The 18,853-nt window shown below is 42.5% G+C and carries 15 protein-coding genes and 2 tRNA genes; 8 read left to right on the forward strand and 9 right to left on the reverse strand.

Annotated elements, in window-relative coordinates:
- Positions 1–113: 113 nt before the first annotated feature.
- The 7 genes from NJD71_RS12840 to gltX all read right to left on the reverse strand — a co-directional run bounded on the left by NJD71_RS12840 (position 114) and on the right by gltX (position 6,608).
- On the reverse strand, positions 114–566 hold the full coding sequence (locus NJD71_RS12840; RefSeq protein WP_319052329.1) for a hypothetical protein: 453 nt from the start codon (positions 564–566) through the stop codon (positions 114–116).
- Positions 567–571: 5 nt separating this feature from the next.
- Complete coding sequence (locus NJD71_RS12845) at positions 572–3,109, reverse strand: hypothetical protein (RefSeq protein ID WP_319052330.1); 2,538 nt, start codon at positions 3,107–3,109, stop codon at positions 572–574.
- Positions 3,110–3,534: 425 nt separating this feature from the next.
- Positions 3,535–3,610, reverse strand: a tRNA-Glu gene (locus NJD71_RS12850).
- 147 nt (positions 3,611–3,757) lie between these two features.
- Positions 3,758–3,833 (reverse strand) — tRNA-Ala (locus tag NJD71_RS12855).
- A 123-nt stretch (positions 3,834–3,956) separates the two neighbouring features.
- Positions 3,957–4,322 carry a hypothetical protein gene (locus NJD71_RS12860; protein WP_319052331.1) on the reverse strand — a complete coding sequence of 122 codons (366 nt, stop codon included), beginning with the start codon at positions 4,320–4,322 and terminating at the stop codon, positions 3,957–3,959.
- A gap of 97 nt (positions 4,323–4,419) precedes the next feature.
- Entirely contained in the window at positions 4,420–4,929 is a 510-nt protein-coding gene (locus NJD71_RS12865; RefSeq protein ID WP_319052332.1) for a hypothetical protein, read from the reverse strand.
- 155 nt (positions 4,930–5,084) lie between these two features.
- Positions 5,085–6,608: a glutamate--tRNA ligase gene (gltX, locus tag NJD71_RS12870; protein ID WP_319052333.1), complete on the reverse strand. Its 1,524-nt coding sequence runs from the start codon at positions 6,606–6,608 to the stop codon at positions 5,085–5,087.
- Between the two features lie 367 nt (positions 6,609–6,975).
- Between gltX and rsmH the strand changes: the two genes are divergently transcribed.
- The 7 genes from rsmH (at position 6,976) to NJD71_RS12905 (ending at position 16,579) form a co-directional block, all read left to right on the forward strand.
- On the forward strand, positions 6,976–8,010 hold the full coding sequence (gene rsmH / locus NJD71_RS12875) for a 16S rRNA (cytosine(1402)-N(4))-methyltransferase RsmH (RefSeq protein ID WP_319052342.1): 1,035 nt from the start codon (positions 6,976–6,978) through the stop codon (positions 8,008–8,010).
- A 421-nt stretch (positions 8,011–8,431) separates the two neighbouring features.
- Positions 8,432–8,911 carry a cell division protein FtsL gene (gene ftsL, locus NJD71_RS12880; RefSeq protein WP_319052334.1) on the forward strand — a complete coding sequence of 160 codons (480 nt, stop codon included), beginning with the start codon at positions 8,432–8,434 and terminating at the stop codon, positions 8,909–8,911.
- On the forward strand, positions 8,908–10,989 hold the full coding sequence (locus tag NJD71_RS12885) for a peptidoglycan D,D-transpeptidase FtsI family protein (RefSeq protein WP_319052335.1): 2,082 nt from the start codon (positions 8,908–8,910) through the stop codon (positions 10,987–10,989). The genes ftsL and NJD71_RS12885 overlap by 4 nt, the downstream gene beginning before the upstream one ends.
- A gap of 68 nt (positions 10,990–11,057) precedes the next feature.
- Entirely contained in the window at positions 11,058–12,839 is a 1,782-nt protein-coding gene (locus tag NJD71_RS12890) for a Mur ligase family protein (protein WP_319052336.1), read from the forward strand.
- A gap of 82 nt (positions 12,840–12,921) precedes the next feature.
- Positions 12,922–14,373, forward strand: coding sequence for a UDP-N-acetylmuramoyl-tripeptide--D-alanyl-D-alanine ligase (locus NJD71_RS12895; RefSeq protein ID WP_319052337.1), 1,452 nt, complete (start codon positions 12,922–12,924; stop codon positions 14,371–14,373).
- A 3-nt stretch (positions 14,374–14,376) separates the two neighbouring features.
- Complete coding sequence (mraY, locus tag NJD71_RS12900; protein WP_319052338.1) at positions 14,377–15,495, forward strand: phospho-N-acetylmuramoyl-pentapeptide-transferase; 1,119 nt, start codon at positions 14,377–14,379, stop codon at positions 15,493–15,495.
- 139 nt (positions 15,496–15,634) lie between these two features.
- The gene (locus tag NJD71_RS12905) at positions 15,635–16,579 is read left to right on the forward strand and encodes a putative RNA methyltransferase (protein ID WP_319052343.1); all 945 of its coding nucleotides are present in this window, start codon (positions 15,635–15,637) and stop codon (positions 16,577–16,579) included.
- A gap of 83 nt (positions 16,580–16,662) precedes the next feature.
- On the opposite strand, the gene NJD71_RS12910 is transcribed toward NJD71_RS12905, so the two are convergent.
- Positions 16,663–17,445: a YdcF family protein gene (locus NJD71_RS12910; protein WP_319052339.1), complete on the reverse strand. Its 783-nt coding sequence runs from the start codon at positions 17,443–17,445 to the stop codon at positions 16,663–16,665.
- Positions 17,446–17,817: 372 nt separating this feature from the next.
- Between NJD71_RS12910 and NJD71_RS12915 the strand changes: the two genes are divergently transcribed.
- Entirely contained in the window at positions 17,818–18,120 is a 303-nt protein-coding gene (locus tag NJD71_RS12915) for a hypothetical protein (protein WP_319052340.1), read from the forward strand.
- A 267-nt stretch (positions 18,121–18,387) separates the two neighbouring features.
- Here the strand turns inward: NJD71_RS12915 and NJD71_RS12920 are convergent, their stop codons facing one another.
- The gene (locus NJD71_RS12920; RefSeq protein WP_319052341.1) at positions 18,388–18,525 is read right to left on the reverse strand and encodes a hypothetical protein; all 138 of its coding nucleotides are present in this window, start codon (positions 18,523–18,525) and stop codon (positions 18,388–18,390) included.
- Positions 18,526–18,853: the final 328 nt, after the last annotated feature.

Genomic DNA, 18,853 nt, shown 5'->3' on the forward strand with positions numbered 1-18,853 from the left:
GGTCATGCCCTCATCTAAGCTTTTTAAGACTTGTTTGCGATAATCTAGGGAGTAAGTCATGGTTATTTATTGTGGTAGTCGTTTAGTTGATTTATTTTATAACATTTTTGTGGTCAGGTGACTATAATAAATGCATCAAAACTGGCTTCGAACTTGCCATCATTTTTAGACTTGTATTTTGTTCTGGAAAAGCATAAGTCCAATATTCTTTCATTATTCTCTAATAAATACGACATCATGCTTTTTATATTTTCAAATTTTTTCTCATCAGTTGATACATTGAATAGTAGCTCACTAAGTATCTCGTCATCAATGAAGATTCTTACATTACTATATCCAAAGCTTTCACGAAATAGGTGGTTGGTTTCTGATTTAAAGATTGACCCATTTTTTAATGATATACATGGGACCTCATAGTCCTCTAAAAATATCTTAATTTTTTTTGAAGATAAGTAATCACTATTTGGTACAATAACCTCAAACTCAACTGTGTCCATATCAGATACGTTGATCACTGGTGTAACTAAGACTTCCTCACCGCTTAAATGAACTCTTATATCAATCATCAAATTTACCAACAAAAGAAGTCATAAGTGTGTAAGTCAGCATTTCCATTATTTATGATAGTATCCAAATAATCAACAGAACGAACTAGCTCTTCTTCAGATAAAACTTCTCTCAAACGGTTTAATCTTTTACTAAAGTTTTTACCATGCCCTCTTAGTAAAGGTAAGATCATTTGTAAAACTGCATAGTCGAGTGCTGATAATTTATCATCTATAGAGAATTCACGCATTAGAGGTCTTGCTTTATTGCAATACTGCTTGATAGCTATTTCTTTTCGGCTACTGATAATTATTGGTTTGCCTAATTCACCATTTCTTTCTTCGAGTACTTTTTTAATCTTTCCATAAATTCTGTATTCATTTTCAATAAATTCAGGCCTGTTCTTAGTTTTACCAAAGCACTTTTCCATAATTTCATAAGGAACTGGCATCTCTAGTGGAAGCTCTTGGTCAATATCTTCATCTATACTTGTTGTAATTGAATTTGGTTCTAACACTATAATTGGTGATCTATCGATTAAGCGCGGAGATAGGTATTCAGTTGTACTATCGTAATTGATAGTAGCAATAAATCTTAAATTCTCTGGAATTTGAATTTGATTATCGCCCAAAGTTAGCTTCTTACTTTCTTTAGGGTCGGTTAGACCCATAAATGAAGACCAATAATGCTCTAATGGACTTAGGTTTGCTTCATCGAGCAGAACTAAGGACATAGGAACTGGTAAATCTATCAACTTATCTTCTTCACTTAATGCATATAAGAACTCATATAGCCCTGTACTACTAGATTGAAACTTATTAGAAATTGGATTAAAAAAACCGATCAGATCTTTTTGTCCTGTCCAGCTTCTTGCAACGGGAATCTCAAGAAATCTTTGCTGTTGAATGCCGTAAATCTTGGCGACGAGTCTAGCTAAGGTAGTCTTACCACCACCAGGTAATCCTGCTAGAAAACAAATAAAAGATTGTTGTAGAGTTACTGTTATATTAATAATGTCAAGGATCGAAAAATTTCTATCTTCTTTCCTCATACTATAATCAATATATTTTAAAATATCTTGCGCAGTACTATTTGACATGTCAACGGGTGTTACATTTTGAAGAACATTTTTTGAAACTTCCTTGTTTGAAAGACCTATATTTCCATTGATAGCTTCTACGAATGGTTTTAGTTCAAGCAGTCTATTACGAAGCTTATCTTCATGTTCATTAAACAAAGCCTTAAGTGATGATGTTTCTTTTTCAATTTCACCTTGTCTTTTTACTTCTATCTTATATTCATTAGTTGCTTCTTCAATTTTTTTCTCTAATTCATTTAAAGAGCTAAGCTTTTTATATTTTTCTAGTAGAGGTTTAATCTGTTCATTTAGATCAGTTAGCTGCTCTTTTTTTTGTGTAACCTTTTGATCTAAATCTTCATTTACCTTTAGATTATCGATTACGTCAGAGTTGACCTTAATATGATTAGCTTTTTCAATTTCTTTTCCTAAGTTAACTAACTCTTGCTTATTAAACTCAATTTTTTCTTGAAGGTTTGCAAGTTCGGCATTATTTTTTCTAAATTCATCTTCAAGCTGTGCTCTATAATTATCTCTAATATTAGATAAGTAATTATCTTCGTTTTTATCGATATATTTCTTAGTAACCTTCTCGCCTAGTTCAGTACGTAAGAATTTGCTAAAACCATCTATAACCTCAGATTCAAATAGTAGATGGGCATCGGAAATATCTTTTAGCTTGTTTAGTTTTTCAGTAAAATTTTTATGGTTATATTTCGGGAACCTTTTTATTTTAGCTTCTATAGATGCTAAATCAACTTTTTTATCATTGAAACCAATATCTTTAGCAATTTTTATGAAATTATTTACTATATCTTCATCTGAAGAGTAGTCAGTAGTTAATAAATGAGTATCATTATGTAGATTAGTTAAATTCTCAAAATAGAATCTTTCACCTTCTTCTAGAGAGCAATATAGTACATGTTTGTTTAAATCTTCAAATTTTGCCGAATAGATATTACCACCTGCCAGCTGTCTTCCGGGCATAGGTGAGTCGATCTTTCTTAACGTAATATTGTTTTCATCGCCCTCATTCTGATCCCATTTAAAAGGTCCGTAACAGGTCCCATCATCATTGATATATATGTAAGAGGTACTAGGAACCTTTGAAATCCCAATCGTCATTTCATTAGGATTAGGCAATGTACTGACAATAATTTCAACCATTTCTCTAGGTTTTAAGAGAGAAGCCTCTGAAGCTTTTGTAACATATTTACAGTTTCTTTCAGGCCTAGTATCTTCAGAGTCATACATCGACTCTATGACAGTTACTTTAAAAAGTTCAAATTCTTTGAATTTATTATCTATTTCTTCATAATCTCTCGTGACAAAAATCTTCTTTGAAGGACAAAAGTTTATAGCATCTAACTCCACATAAGAGTCACCATCTTTAGCGGCTACAGCTCTTAAATAACCCAAGGTAGGCTTGTTCTGTTGAGCCTGAAGCTTATAAACAATTACTTCTTTCGACAAATTTTCCATCATTAGACATTTACCATCTATAGTGAGATTTACTTAAAAATTGCATCCAATATATCATAGAAAGACAAATTGCCTATTCATAATCAACAAAATTTTGCTGCTAGTACCGTATATTTATAGTATTGAAAAAAATAATATATAAATTAAGTTATGACGTAGTAGATCAATGCTTTTAATGGTTTTCTATGAAAATTCTAGCTCATATTTGTTCTATAGGAGATTGAATATGGTTCAAGCCAAAGTTGTTTAGTCGGTAAAAGAAAGAAATTATATAGTTATATAAAGCTGTGAGAGCAGCGTTAAGACATATTGGAGAAACGATAGACATAAAAAAGCCCAGTCACCGTATGATGACTGGGCTTTTTTATTGTTCGCTTATTAGTCTAACCTGATGCTAAGCAAAAGTGCTAATAAGTGACGCCGAATAGTGGCGTCCCCAGGGGGATTCGAACCCCCGTTACCGCCGTGAAAGGGCGGTGTCCTAGGCCTCTAGACGATGGGGACGCATAGAGTGTTATAACCAGTGGTTACAACGGTACTTCACAATATCAGATAGCTTATAAATAAGCATTGCCTAGGTGCTGATATCGTCCTACTAGCGAGTATTTATTATTACGTTTCAGTAATGCTGAGCGTTGCTATAAATAAGTATGGTGGAGCTAAACGGAGTCGAACCGTTGACCCCTTGCATGCCATGCAAGTGCTCTACCAACTGAGCTATAGCCCCTCGCTAAGAGTGTGCGTATTTTATGCAAGACCAGCGGTCCTGTCAACAACTATTTTAAAAATAATTCATAAATATGCAAAAAAAAAGCGATTTAGCCTATTTTAAAGGCTCAACACACCTAAATTAGCGTGGATTTTGCTTAAGTGCGATCTCTTTGATGGCTTTATCGGTATAAAACTCTGCTTCGCTACCATCAGAAAAAATAATCGCACAGCATTCAGTTGGCATATATTGACCGCCTTTTTCTCGGATCGTTCTGATACCTTTGACGCCAATGATGTCATATTTGCCTAATTTATCTAGATTATGCTTGGTGTAACCGCAGTAAGTGCTGTATATCCATTTTAAATCTTCGAAGTCTTGGCCCTTGGTCAGGGTCAAAGTTGCATCAAACAGCTCTTTTACGATGGCATCATAATATTTCTGCGCTTCTTTTAAAGTATTGAAGACGTAGTCCTTGCTTTCTATTGTGACGGTTTTGGCAGCCATGTTTATTTCCAGCTTATAAGAAGACTTAACAAGTTATAAATAATTTATCTATTTTATAGGTTCTTATCTAGTACCTGTGAATTTTGTGAACATACTATTAGATGGCATCACCACCAGCACTATTCCATGCTTTGGTAAAGCCTATTACTGGAAAGTTAAGAGTTTCATTATCGTATTGAATTTTGATGGGTAAGGTAGCTTTTTTAAATAACCTAATAACATAGTTATCGCCACGTTCTGTTGCAGGGGTTAGTTCGAAGTAATACTGATCCACGTCTGTAAATTTTTTACACCAGCGTAGCATCTTAACTGCCTGTCCGTTAAATACCATTGTATATCTACTGGGGACAGTAGTTTTAAAACTACAAACATCAGAGGTATCGACATAGTGATCGCTGAAGTATAGCCCCTGATGTCCTGACGCTGAATGAGTAATATTAGCTATAAGGATTTTGGAATCTTCACTACTGCCACTCATATACATAACCGATGCACTTCTATCGCCATAATCTCCCCATGTAAATGGCATTTGAAAACCAGTTGCAAAGCTTGGCGCAATCAAAAAGCTACTTACGAGCAAAGGTGTCATGAGTTTAATAATTTTCAAATCTTTAATCTCCAATTTGACTAAAAAGCTAAATTAATAGTCTACAACATTCTAGTTTTATTGGGAAACATAACTTTTGATAATAAAAAAGGCGTGGATTCTGTAATAACAGAGTCCACGCCTTTGCACTATTGACACTAGTCCATTTTGATAAACTATTCAGCAGCTGCTAAGAAATCTGGCAATTCTGCCGCTTGTTTCTCAAGTTTTTTCAATTTCTTTTTACCGAGGCCGCCTAGTACGTCAACCGCATGACGCAATCGAGTCAGCGTCATATCAGCGCCGATAATCGCCATAGAGTTCATGACTGGCGTCGATGAGGTGCTACCAGCGATAGCGATAAAGAACGGCGCCATAAAATCACGCATCTTAATATCAAGGTGAGCAGCAAGGCCTTTTAGCGTGGCATAGATGTTTTCTTCTGACCACGTTGGTAAGACTTCTAACTGCCAAAGCGCCAATTGCAGCATCTCGATAATTTGCTCAGACGCAAGCGTCTTATGAGTGAAGCTCTCAGCATTAATATCAGGTAAGTTTTGGAAGTAAAAACCTCCCCAGTTCACCGCATCAGACAATAGCTCGATACGTGGCTGAATCGCGGCTGCAATAGCAGTCAGTTTGTCACTGTTGCTGGCCCATTCGAGGATTTTATTCTTTAGCTCTTCAGGGGTGAGCGCACGTAGCCATTCGCTATTTACCCAGTTGAGTTTTTCGATATCGAAGATAGGGCCGCCAAGCGACACGCGCTGAATATCAAAGCTGGCAATCATTTCTTCTAGCGTAAACTGCTCAGCGTCATTGGGCATTGAGTAGCCCATACGACCGAGATAGTTTAGCAGCGCTTCAGGTAGAACGCCTGCATCACGATAGTAGGTGATAGAGGTTGGGTTTTTACGCTTAGACAGTTTTGATTTATCAGGGTTACGCAGTAATGGCATATGGCAGAGCGTCGGCATTTCCCAACCAAAATAATTGTATAGCAGTTGATGCTTGGGCGCAGAGTTGAGCCACTCTTCACCGCGCATCACATGAGTGATGTCCATCAAATGATCATCAACGACGTTGGCTAAATGATAGGTTGGCATACCGTCTGTTTTTAGCAGCACTTGCATGTCGACTTGGGTCCAAGGGAACTCAACCGTACCGCGCAGCATGTCTTGTACCTGACAAGTGCCTTCGGTAGGTACGCGCATACGAATCACATGCGGCTTGCCTTCGCTTACCAATTGCTCAGTTTTTTCGGGTGCAAGATGAGCGCAGCGACCATCATAACGAGGGGTCTCGCCATTTGCCATTTGCTCAGCGCGCATAGCATCTAACTCTTCAGGGGTACAAAAACAGCGGAATGCGTGGTCTTTTTCTATGAGCATCTCAGCGTGCTTTTTGTAGATATCGCTGCGCTCGCTCTGACGATAAGGCGCATGTGGACCGCCAATATCTGGACCCTCGCTCCAATCTAGACCAACCCAGCGTAGGGCATCCAAAATCATCTGTTCTGATTGCTCAGTTGAGCGCGTCTGGTCAGTATCTTCGATACGTAAGATAAACTCGCCGCCGTGCGCTTTGGCAAAAGCTAAGTTAAACAGGGCAATATAGGCAGTACCTACGTGTGGGAAGCCAGTTGGTGATGGGGCGATACGCGTGCGCACAGGGCGCGTGCTGTCAGTAGAGGTTTGCATGGTAAAAGTCTCAAAATTTGCTATCGATATAAGCTATTAGTATAAATAGCGATGAAAGATATAAAGTCGATGTGAAGAAATAGCGTAAAATATAGCGCTAGTATAACAGAGACATGTGATATTTTTAATGAAAAGCCCTTCTAGTGCTTGACTCGTCGTGTATCCTTGCGATAATAATGCTAGGAAAGTCATAACTTGTTTATTTTCATCCAATTACTGGCCAGTATGGTCGTCATCTATTGAGTTGTTTGTGTCCCTATCAAAGTCTAAGCCAAAATCGAAAGCCAGTTCTTCTATTGCCACTGATCTCTCTGAGTCAGCGCCCAGCACATTATTGACAAGTGATGTGTCTACGCAAAATGTCGATATGGATATTACTCATGCCAGTCATGAGGGCGATATCACGTCTGATGAATTAAGTTTTGTCCATGATGCGGTGCTGCTGCAAGAGACTGTCGCTGCAGTGCTCGGCGTAAAATCCTTGCCTAAGCAAACAGAAGGCGACCAAAATAGCTTAAATATAAGTGGTATCTACGTCGATGCGACCTTTGGTCGTGGTGGTCATAGCAGGCTACTATTAGGTCAACTCGCCGATGATGCCACACTGATTGTCTTTGACAAAGACCCGACGGCCATTAGCGTAGCGCAAGAGTTGGCAAGTAAAGACAGCCGTGTGCGTGTGGTTCATGACAGCTTTGCGACCTTGACTGACAGTCTAGCTGCTATGGGCATCAGTGAAGTGGATGGCTTGATGGCGGATTTGGGCATTTCATCACCGCAGATTGATGATGGTAGTCGCGGCTTTAGCTTTATGCGTGATGGGGCGGTGGACATGCGCATGGATACCAGTCGTGGTCAGTCAGTTGCCGAGTGGCTTGAAACAGTCGATGACGAGACGTTGGCCAATGTGCTCTATGAGTTTGGTGAAGAGCGTCACAGTCGCCGTATTGCCCGCGCTATCAAACAGATGGAGGGCTATGACTCTACGCTTGAGCTGGCAGAAGTGATCAAAGTAGCGCATCCTAACTGGCAGCGCGGTAAGCATCCAGCGACGCAAAGCTTTCAGGCCATGCGTATCTTTATTAACAATGAGCTGGGCGATGTCGATGACTTTTTAGCGCAAAGCATTCCGATTTTAAAACCAGGTGGTCAGCTGGCGGTGATTAGCTTTCACTCATTAGAAGATCGCCGTATCAAACAGTTTTTGCAGCGTCATAGTAAAGGCCAGTATCCAGAAGACGAAAATCTACCGATGCCGCCGAACCGTCCGCGTTATTTTAGCAAGCCAAAACGGGTCGGCCCTAGCAAAGCTGAAACCAGTCAGAATCCGCGCGCGCGCAGCGCCTGGTTGCGACTGGCCACTCGTACTGATACAGCGTATCAGCAAACGGACGCATCATAAATCTTGGATGAAAGCACTAAGCAGGTCGCGTATGGTTGCTATTGTCTATCTCAATGATGTGCAAATGTCTTAATCGCTACGCCACTGTTAAAAAGCTGTAAATATTGTCTGTTAGGCTCGGCAAATAATTTTTATCTGTTTCACGATCTATGAGGCTTATGGGCTCATGAATCGATCATCTTCTAAGTTAAAATTAAGTGTTCATTCATTTAATCTAGCACGGCAGTAGATCTGGCTTTAACAGGATACATTGATAGTCGGAGACTTGTAAGGTAATAGGCTCTTATAGTCAGGCTGCTACAGTCATACGATGGTTATCTTTGGTTTTATTTTTATTGATGGTACTGCTGGGCAATGTTAAGTTCGTTGTTTGCAACTCACTATTTACTTTATCGTTTACGTTCACTTTTTTGAGATCGTCATGGCAATATCTGACAAACCTGCAAATCGCCGCGCTGTACCCTCCAACACCGATATCGGCGAGCTGTTCGTGCGCCGATTCAATGTGGTAAGTATTTATGTGGTTGTACTGCTGCTACTGGCAGCCGCAATCGTTTGGAGTGGTATCAAAACTGCCGAAGAAGTTCAGCAATATCATCAGGATTATAAAACCTTGCAAGACATGAAAAAACAAGAGCGTAAGCTACAAGTAGAGCACCAACGGCTATTGATTGAGCAGCAAACTTTCAGTGCAACACCTCAGATTGCCAGCCGTGCCGTTGCTGAACTGGGCATGTACTCCCCAACCCTAAAAGACAAGCTTATTATCCAGCCTGGCGTCGCGACAGCGTTGGTGCCAGTAGTTTCTGATGACTCAGACGAAGAGTTGACTGACGCTACTGGCCCACGTGCTTCCACCGACATCTCTCCTGAAGAACCGGCAATGGAGGCAGGACAATGAGTGAGAAAAAAACCAAACCTACAGCAAAAAGCACCGGCAAAAAACCAGCCAGCGGTAAGGTAACAAAGCCGTTGCGCCGTGCTAGCGCTGCCAAATCTGGGCAAGCGAGTGATAAAGCGGCAGGCAATCGTAAGGCAAAGCTATTTGGCCGTATAAAAAAGAGCGATACCAAAGGCGCTTATAACGCTGGAAAAAACTCAAAGAGCAAACGAGGGTTCTTAGGTAAGGCCTCTGGCGCTTCTTCTCGTGGCGGTTTTGAGCAAGACAAAAACCGTTTTCGTACTGTTTGGGGTTTGGCGCTGGTAATATTAGTGTTATTGATTGGCCGTGCTTATTATATCCAAGTGGCTAATGCGCAGTTTTATCAAGACAAAGGTAATGAGCTCATTACCAGTGAGCGCACACAAAAATCTTATCGAGGCATGATTACAGATCGCAATAACTTACCGCTTGCGGTCAGTGCGCCGCTTGCGACCGTATCATTCAGCCCACATGACTACGCAAGTGAATATTACGAGCTCAAACGCATTATTTTGACCAATCCTAGTAGTCCACAACTACAGGCGCGTATGCAAAAACGCTTGGATAATATGGATCTGATGACACTAGCAACGGCTGCTAATATTTCAGTTGATGAACTAAAAAAAGTCACCGCAATCGATGACAGTCTCGATGTGACTGACGAGGAAGCTGTCAAAGCGGCACTGCCATCTGGTGCAGGCTCGCATTATCTACCGCTGCTCAACAAAGTAACGCCAGAGATTGCTCAAAGCGTTAGCTCTCTTGACTTCCCTGGTGTCCACGAGAAAAACTTCTTTCAGCGTTATTATCCGCAGCCACAATCTAATGCGCAGCTACTAGGATTTATGGGACAGAATGCCAATGATCCCGAGGGCGGTTATGAGGGCCGTGCTGGTATTGAGCGTCAGCATGAAAAAGAGCTGGCAGGTGATGACGGTAAGGTACTGGTCTTAAAAGATGCCAAACAAAATAGCCTAAAAGAGATCAAGCAAATCGAGCCTGAGATACCAGGTAAAGATGTGGCACTGACGATTGATTCGCGTTTGCAGTATTTGCTCTACAAAGAGCTGGAGAAAGCAGGACGCTTGCAAAAAGCGCGCTGGTCAACAGGTATGATCGTCGATGTGCAGACAGGCGAGGTACTGGCACTATCGACATGGCCCTCATTCAACTCGAATAATCTCAATGAGATGACGGGCGAAAACCAACGTAACCGCGCGCTGTTAGATGTGTTTGAACCAGGTTCAGTTATGAAGCCATTTACCGTTGCTGCTGCATTGGACTCAGGTAAATATACACCGACTACCTTAATTGATACCAATCCTGGCTCAATTCGTGTGCGCGGCTATACCATTCGAGATCATAATAATCTTGGCATGATCAATATGGCAACGCTGCTACAAAAATCCAGTAACGTCGCCTCCACCAAGATTGCGCTCTCGCTACCACCTGAAGCCATTACCAATATGCAAAAACAGTTTGGTTTTGGGACAAAAACCCCTCTACAGTTCCCAGGTGAAGGCAGTGGTCTCATTGTGACACCAAAAGAAAAAGAAACCTCACGCCGTGCAACGGTCAGTTATGGTTATGGACTGCAAGTAACGCTAGCACAAGTGGCTCAGGCTTATTCAGCACTAGCGGCAGGCGGGGTAATGCACCCGTTGACCTTGATCAAAAATGACAGGCCGCAGCCCAGCAAACGTATTATGGCGCGCGAGCAAGCGATGTCGATCGTCCAAATGCTCGAGAGTGTGACTGAGCCAGGCGGTACCGCCAAAGCCGCTGCTATTGATGGCTATCGTGTGGCAGGTAAGACAGGTACCTCGCGCCGCATCAATCCAGAAGGCGGCTATTATACTGATCAGTATCGAAATGTGTTTGCTGGTATGGCACCAGCCTCTAATCCAAAGCTTGTGGGTGTCATGCTCATCGAAGATCCGCGCGGTCAAATCTATGCTGGCCTCACCGTTGCCCCTGTATTTCACAACGTCATGAAAGAGGCGTTACGATTGTACAATGTGCCTTTGGATAAGCCGCTCAAAACAGAACCACAGTAGGCGTTCAATTATTTTAAGTAGTCAGCGCTTCTAAGCGCTGATTGGTATTAACTGTTTAGGAATTGCTCATGACCCTGCCTACCTTATCGCCAAATGGCGCCCCTGTTATCTCTGTCACTTTGCAACAGCTTATCGATGCTAGTGATAGCAGGCTGGCGCAGCAATTGACAGAAATGATGGCAACTTCGGCCCAAAAAGTGGTAAATCAGGCAGTCTCAGCTCAGATTCACTCTGTCGCTGATATCGTCTTTCAGCAGTTTCAATTAGACAGTCGCCAACTGTCTGATAACGACGTATTTATCCTTCTAAACAGCCACACGCCGAACGTACAGAAAAGCCGCGATTATTTATTGCAGGCCGCCTCAAAAGCGGCTTTTGTGCTATCAGAAATTAATCCTATCACCTTAATGAGCGATATCAGCGGCTCTGCAGATACCAGTAATGCGTCGGCGGTAGATAGTAAAAGCAATGCGTCACAGCAATCAGCAGCGCTCTCATGCCCAGTCTTATACGTTCCTAACATCCGTGATTTTTTGGGTGGTTTAATCCAAGCGTATCTACAGTATCATCAGCCAGTGACTTTGCCAAAAGTAGTGGCTGTGACTGGGACCAATGGCAAGACCACTATCAGTCAATTGGTAGCGCAGCTTACACAATTGACAGGTATGAGTAGCGCGGTAATGGGTACCGCAGGTAATGGTAGGCTTGGCGCGTTAGTACAGGCGAGTCACACCACAGGAGATGCCTTGGCTGTACAGCAGTTTTTGTATCAAATGGGGACAGAGAATGCTGAAATACTGGCACTAGAAGCCAGCTCTCATGGTTTAGATCAGCAGCGCTTGCAAGGTATGCCTGTTTCTGTGGCGATTTATACCAATCTTAGCCGTGATCACTTAGACTATCACGCCGATATGGCAGAATACGCTGCCGCCAAAGCCAAGCTGTTTGATACGGCACATTTTCCAGATTTGACTCATGCCATTATCAATATTGATGATGAGCATGCTCAGGTCATGCTAGATACTGCGAGAGCTAGCCATTTAACGGTATGGACCTACAGTTTAGACCCATTAGCATCAGCTACCTTCGTGGCGACTGATATCACGCCGAGCCTGCAAGGGGTCAAGATTAGCTTACGTACAGATTTTGGTGATGAGCAAGCCACGACTATAGATATTGTCAGTCCATTATTGGGCCGTTTTAATGTAGCGAATTTACTCGCAGCGATAGCCGCTACTACGGCGCTGAATACCCAGTTAAATAAAAACCAGTCAAACAGTGCTCAGTTAAATGATGTTCAGTTAAGTGCTGCCCATTCAGATATAAGTATTCATCGCATTGCAGAGGCAGTGACACAGCTAAAAGGCGCTGTCGGGCGTATGCAACGTGTGCCATCTAATGATGGCTGTTTTATCGTAGATTATGCGCATACACCAGATGCACTCAGTCAGGTATTGGCGAGTTTGAAGACTCACTGTAAGGGTCAATTGTGGGCGGTATTTGGTTGCGGCGGCGACCGTGATGCAGGCAAGCGTCCGCTGATGGCACAAGCAGGTCTAGCTGGTGCTGATAAAGTTGTCCTAACTGCGGACAATCCACGTACCGAAGACCCCACCGCTATTTTGCAAGACATGCAAGCTGGAATGAGTGCTGAGCAATATCAACACACTCACATAGAGCCTGCGCGCCAAGAGGCAATTATGTATGCCGTCAGTCAGGCGGGTCCAGATGACATCGTCGTCATTGCGGGCAAAGGCCATGAGACTTACCAAGAAATAAACAACGTTCGTTATGACTTTGATGACAGTGTTATTTTGCAACAGGCATTAGAACAAGCGGGCCGTGTATAGCCGATAGACGCTCGCTGCATAAAACAGTCAAGAGTGATCATTAAATACAAAAATTAAGTAGTCATCATATAAGGTAACCACTATGACAGCCGACACCGATAACACCATCCAGTCACAAGGGCTTTATGTCTGGCAAATGGATAATATGCTTGCTGCGACAGCGTCGCTCGATGGTCATTGGCAACTGCCACAAGACCATGCAAATGCAGGAGAAGTCGCTCTAGCCAGTAAGCGTATCGCTACCGACACTCGCACGATAAAACCAGGTGATATCTTTTTGGCGTTAAGTGGTGAGAATTTTGATGGTCATGATTATATCGATACGGCAGCATCAAAAGGTGCAATTGCTGCTATCGTGTCTCGTCCTACCGCGTCATCCGACGCAAATACTATCCCACAGTTGGTGGTAAGTGATACCCGTTTGGCTTTAGGTCAATTGGCCAGCTATCGACGTCAGCAGCACACAGACCTGACCGTGATTGCTATTACAGGCTCGAGTGGCAAAACAACCTGCAAAGAGATGCTGGGTAGCATTTTTGGTAGATTGGCGCCGACATTGATTACTCGTGGCAACCTCAATAATGATTTGGGCGTGCCAATGATGCTGCTTGAGCTATCAGATCATCATCGCTATGCTATTTTAGAATTGGGTGCCAATCATATTGGTGAGATCGCTTATACGACTGAGATCGTCCGCCCTGACGTGGCCTGTATCCTAAATATCGGTACTGCCCATTTAGGCGAGTTTGGTAGCCGTGAAGGGATTTGCCAAACCAAAGCAGAGATTTATCACACTTTGACGGACGCACAGTATGCGATAGTGCCTGACAAGGATGATTTTACCAACCAGTTGCGCCGTATTGCTGAAAAGCACACTTCACATGTGATTGGGTTCGGTAATACCGATGTCAGTGCAAGTCATCTGGATGTAGAACCTGAGCGTAGTGAGTTTAAGCTACATATCGGTAATCAAATTCATGATATCAATTTGCCATTAGCAGGCGAGCATAATGTCAATAATGCTTTGGCTGCTGCCGCCTGTGCATACGCGCTAGATATTGAGGTCAATGATATCGTTGTGGGTCTAGAAAATGCGCGTCCAGCAAAAGGTCGCCTGAACAGTCAGATACTGGGTATGCATCGCCTGATTGATGATACGTATAATGCTAATCCTCACTCGGTACGTGCCGCTGCCAAAGTGCTGGCTGCACAAACGGGTACGCAAGTTATGGTGTTAGGGGATATCGGTGAGCTTGGGGATGCGGCAGTTAGTGAGCATCAAAGCTTGGGCCGTACTATCTCGACCACAGGTATTGATGTACTGTTATGTGTAGGTGAGTATGCCGCTTATACTGTTGCCGGCGCGCAAGAGATTTCTGATATCAATGCGCATGCATTTGCAGACAAAGACAGTTTATTAGAATATTTACAGCCGTATTTACAAGCGCAACAAGCTAAGCCTTGCACTGTGTTGTTCAAAGGCTCGCGCTCCATGAAAATGGAAACACTTATACATGCATTAGTAGAGGAGTAGGCGGTGTTAGTTTGGTTGTTTGGCTGGCTTGGTCAGTATTATACGCCGTTTTCTGCGGTTTCTTCGTTGACGCTAAGAGCACTGCTCGCTGTCGTCACCGCGCTTATGTTTAGCATGGTTTTTGGCGGACGTGTCATTAGGCATCTGCGTTCGCTTAAATACGGCCAGGCTATTCGGAACGATGGGCCTCAATCGCATTTGGCCAAGACAGGTACGCCTACTATGGGCGGGGTACTTATTCTAAGTGCTATTGGCATATCGACGCTGCTATGGGCACGCCTGAATAATCCTTACGTCTGGATTTTGCTCGTTGTTATGGTTGTTTTTGGCGCGGTAGGCTGGGCAGATGATTGGCTCAAGATTAAATACAAAGACCCCAAAGGTCTGATCGCACGAAAGAAATATTTTTGGTTGTCGATGGGCGCATTGTTCGTCGGCGTCTCGTTGTACTATATCGCCACACTACAGCCAGACATCAACACCACCCGTGAGATGCAGGACCTGTTATTGCCCGTATTCAAAGACTGGATGATTCCATTTTCCGCAGTGCCCTTTGGTATTGGCTTTATCATCTTTACCTACTTTGTGATCAATGGCGCCTCCAATGCGGTCAATCTCACGGACGGTTTAGATGGTTTGGCGATTTTGCCAGTCGTTTTGGTTGCTGCAGGTTTGGGCGCTATGGCTTATGTATCGGGTGATGTGCGCTTTGCGGATTACTTACATGTGCCTTATATTGCCTATAACTCTGAGGTGCTTATTGTTTGTGGCGCGATGGTTGGGGCAGGGCTTGGTTTCTTATGGTTCAATGCTCACCCAGCGCAGGTATTTATGGGAGATGTCGGTGCACTAGCGCTCGGCGCGATGCTAGGTACGATTGCGGTGATGACGAGACAAGAGATAGCCTTTGCTATTATGGGCGGCTTGTTTGTCGCTGAGGCGCTATCAGTCATGCTACAAGTAGGCTCTTACAAACTGCGTAAAAAACGTGTTTTCCGTATGGCACCGCTGCATCATCATTTCGAAGAGATCGGCTGGAAAGAAACACAAGTAGTAGCCAGGTTTTGGATTATCGCTATCATACTTGTTATTCTTGGACTGATGACACTGAAGCTGCGTTAAGACATCAGTTTCAAACCGTATTGTGAATGTACTTATATTGGTGTTCTAAAAGCCATCTCAACCAACATTGAGATGGCTTTTTATCATTCAAGGCACACGAAATTTGTTAAAATGCGAGTCATATTGCTATGACTTTGAGATATCTGTGTCCTTATTTATTTGTCCACTTTGCCAGTCACCACTACAGCCTGCTACAGACACGTGGCGCTGTGATGGTAGTTTGCACCCCAAAAATACCTCGCACCCCTTTGATGTTGCCCGTCAAGGCTACGTCAATCTTCTGCCTGTCCAACAGAAAAATTCCAAAGCACCTGGCGACAGTCAAGCGTCTATCAATGCGCGTAAACGGTTTTTGAACCAAGGGCATTATGCACCGCTGCAGGATCTGATCAGCCAAAAAATGGAAGTGCTGTTATCAAAAAATGAGTCCACAGATGAGCATAATACCAACTCTGTTCATTGGCTCGATATCGGTTGCGGTGAAGGTTATTATACGCAGGCAATGGCACAAATGGGCTCGTCGCTCATAGACACGTTAATAGCCGCTGATATCAGTAAGCCTGCATTGGTTGAGTTGGCTAAAGTGAGCAAAGCGATAGGTCATCTCTGGTATCAACAGAATGAGGATAGTGTTACTAAGCCAACAGCCGTCTATCCACTAGTGACCAGTGCGGCGCATCTACCACTACGCCCTCATAGCATTACCGGTATCAGTAGTATATTTAGCCCCATTTTGCCCGAAGCGTTCGCTAAGGTGTTGGCTGATAATGGCTATCTGATTATTGCTAAACCAGATGTTGGGCATTTGGCGACGTTGCGTGAAGCTTTATTCGATAGTGTGCGTGAACATGATTCTGATAAGTTCCTACAAGAATTGGCGCCATATTTTACGTTGGTTGAGACTCAGCGTGTCAGTACGAAAATGAGTCTATCCGCAGAGGACTTAGCTGATCTGATGACGATGACACCTTATGCGTACCGGGCGCGTAGTGAGAAAAGACAAGCATTGCTGTCAGCGGTAGAAAAAGTGTCATTCAATACAGAAGCAAAATTTGTGGTTTATGTTCTACAAAGGACAGCGTAGTACTGCTCAAAATAGTATGGTGTTATACACTGCACTGCACTGCACTGCACTGCACTACAATGATGTCTTTGATTCTCAAGGTATCAGTATTCTTTTAGCAGCCAGCCACTACCAAAGGCAAAATACTCTCTGAACCAGGCGTTATAGCGAATAGATAGCGGCGTTGGGCTGGCGAGTGCAACAGGCTGCTTGTAGCCCTGATGCTTTGCAATTGCTATAGCACGGATGGTATGAAAATCACTGGTGACAATCGCAATGGGCATGTTTTTATTAATACTATGCTGCGTAAGAATATCCTGACTGTACGCCAAATTTTCCTCAGTGCTGGTGCTTCTGCCTTCTTGATAAATACGATCTAGCGGAATATCGTGCGTGTCCTGCAAGTAAGTTGCCATAATGTTTGCCTCACTGCGCGGCTGCCCCAGACCGATACCGCCACTGGTAACGACCAATGCTTGTGGCTGCTGCTCAATCAGCGTTGCTGCCGTATCCAGACGATTGGCGAGGGTGGCGCTGGGTTTGCCCGCAACGGTACCAGAACCAAGCACGATAATAGCGGCCACGGGCGGTAGCGTTTGTTTGCTACGAGCAATCTGCTGTTGCAATGAGTAAACAAATACCAAAAAGCTCATGAGCCATAACCCAAATATTAACCATAACCCATACCAGATACGACGCAGTACAGGATGTTTGACAAGCACTCTAGCAATCATAGGCGCACCCAGCCCATGACCCAAAAAAACCACACCTATCAGAAAAGGCAGTACCGTGCCAAAATTAACCTTGTCAATGGCTATCAGTGCGATACAGTCGATGATAAGTATGAGTCCAAGTGCTATCAATACAATACGTAATAACCCAAACATAAGTTTTTCCAGTCGGCACTTATAGATCAGTCGCGCTGTCTATATAAGTGTCAAATATTAAGCATTAAACATTGAATGCTACATCCGCCTCTACAGTAATCAAAAGCATCATATATATACTTTTAGGTCTGCCCATCTATTTACTTACACTAGTAGCACAACTGTTTGGCTGTCTACAGTTTAGTGTCTGAATGTGCCAAACAACGGCAACAATCGCAACCTTTCTTCATGTTTCATAAATCTACTTAATACTAGAATCAGTTATCATTTTCTTTGTCGATAGAGCGATGCGACATCGCAATATCTTATTTGATACGTCATAAGGTATCTTTAATTATTATTCATCAATATGAATGAAACTGGGAAAATAAAATGAAAAAGATAATAGTAAGTTCGATTTTAGCCGCTACCGCTTGTTTGTCTATGGTTGGTCAAGCCAACGCGGCACCTGATTACTCAAATTCTCATGCCGCCCAAGTACAGCATCAAAAACATGATGCTAAAACAAAAGCAGATAGTAAACGCAAAGTTGTCAAAAACAAGGCAAAGGTATCACAGCAAAAAGCAAAAATAATGGCTGCCAAACATAAAGCACAAGAAAAGCACCAAGACAAATACCAGAGCAAGTATAGAAATGATAAACAAAGTAAAAATGATTACAGACACCGCTCTTAAAAGTAATATCTGATTATCTAAAAATGACGCCTCAAGTAGGCGTCATTTTTTTTGTAAGGACGAATTAAGCGTTGTTCAAGATAGTGGCTTATTTAACGCTTATGATCATAACTCAACGTTAGACTATGACTCTATATAGACAGTTCAGCAAAAGGTGATAATCATTGAGAGTACTGAAATATGGTATTGATGCATGGAGATATAGTATCGATACATAGCTTTGAGCCATTTGATGGACTGGCGGTCAGAAAATATGTGAGAGAACAGCTACTGTTTTACATCAATGCCACGCTCAGTATCTTCTAGATAACGCATTACTTTGGTGGTTTTTTTGCCCTTTTTACGGTAAGTGCAAATATGATGATGTGTTTTGTATATTGCCCAATATCTTGCTTGAGTTTTCATAAATATAGCTAGTAAGTCTCACTATTAGGTGTTTTAAAATAATATTTGGCGCTAAGCCTTAGAATATAAGTATCTTTCATGAAGAAAAACTCAGTAAGACTTAACGTTTCTTAAAGTTTCTATAAAGTAAAAGTTGATATTATCTAATCAATATAAGAGATTTATTTTTGAATAAATATCAACAATTATGACGTCTAAACAGAGACCATCCCAGATTCTGTGTAACTGCCATTTAGATTAAATGCTTACTGATACGGTCATCAAACATAATCATAAAACGATTCAGAGCAGACGTCCAGTTACGGATTGGCATCGACCACTTTTTAGA

Source organism: Psychrobacter sp. PP-21, assembly GCF_033790785.1.
Taxonomy (GTDB): Bacteria; Pseudomonadota; Gammaproteobacteria; order Pseudomonadales; family Moraxellaceae; genus Psychrobacter.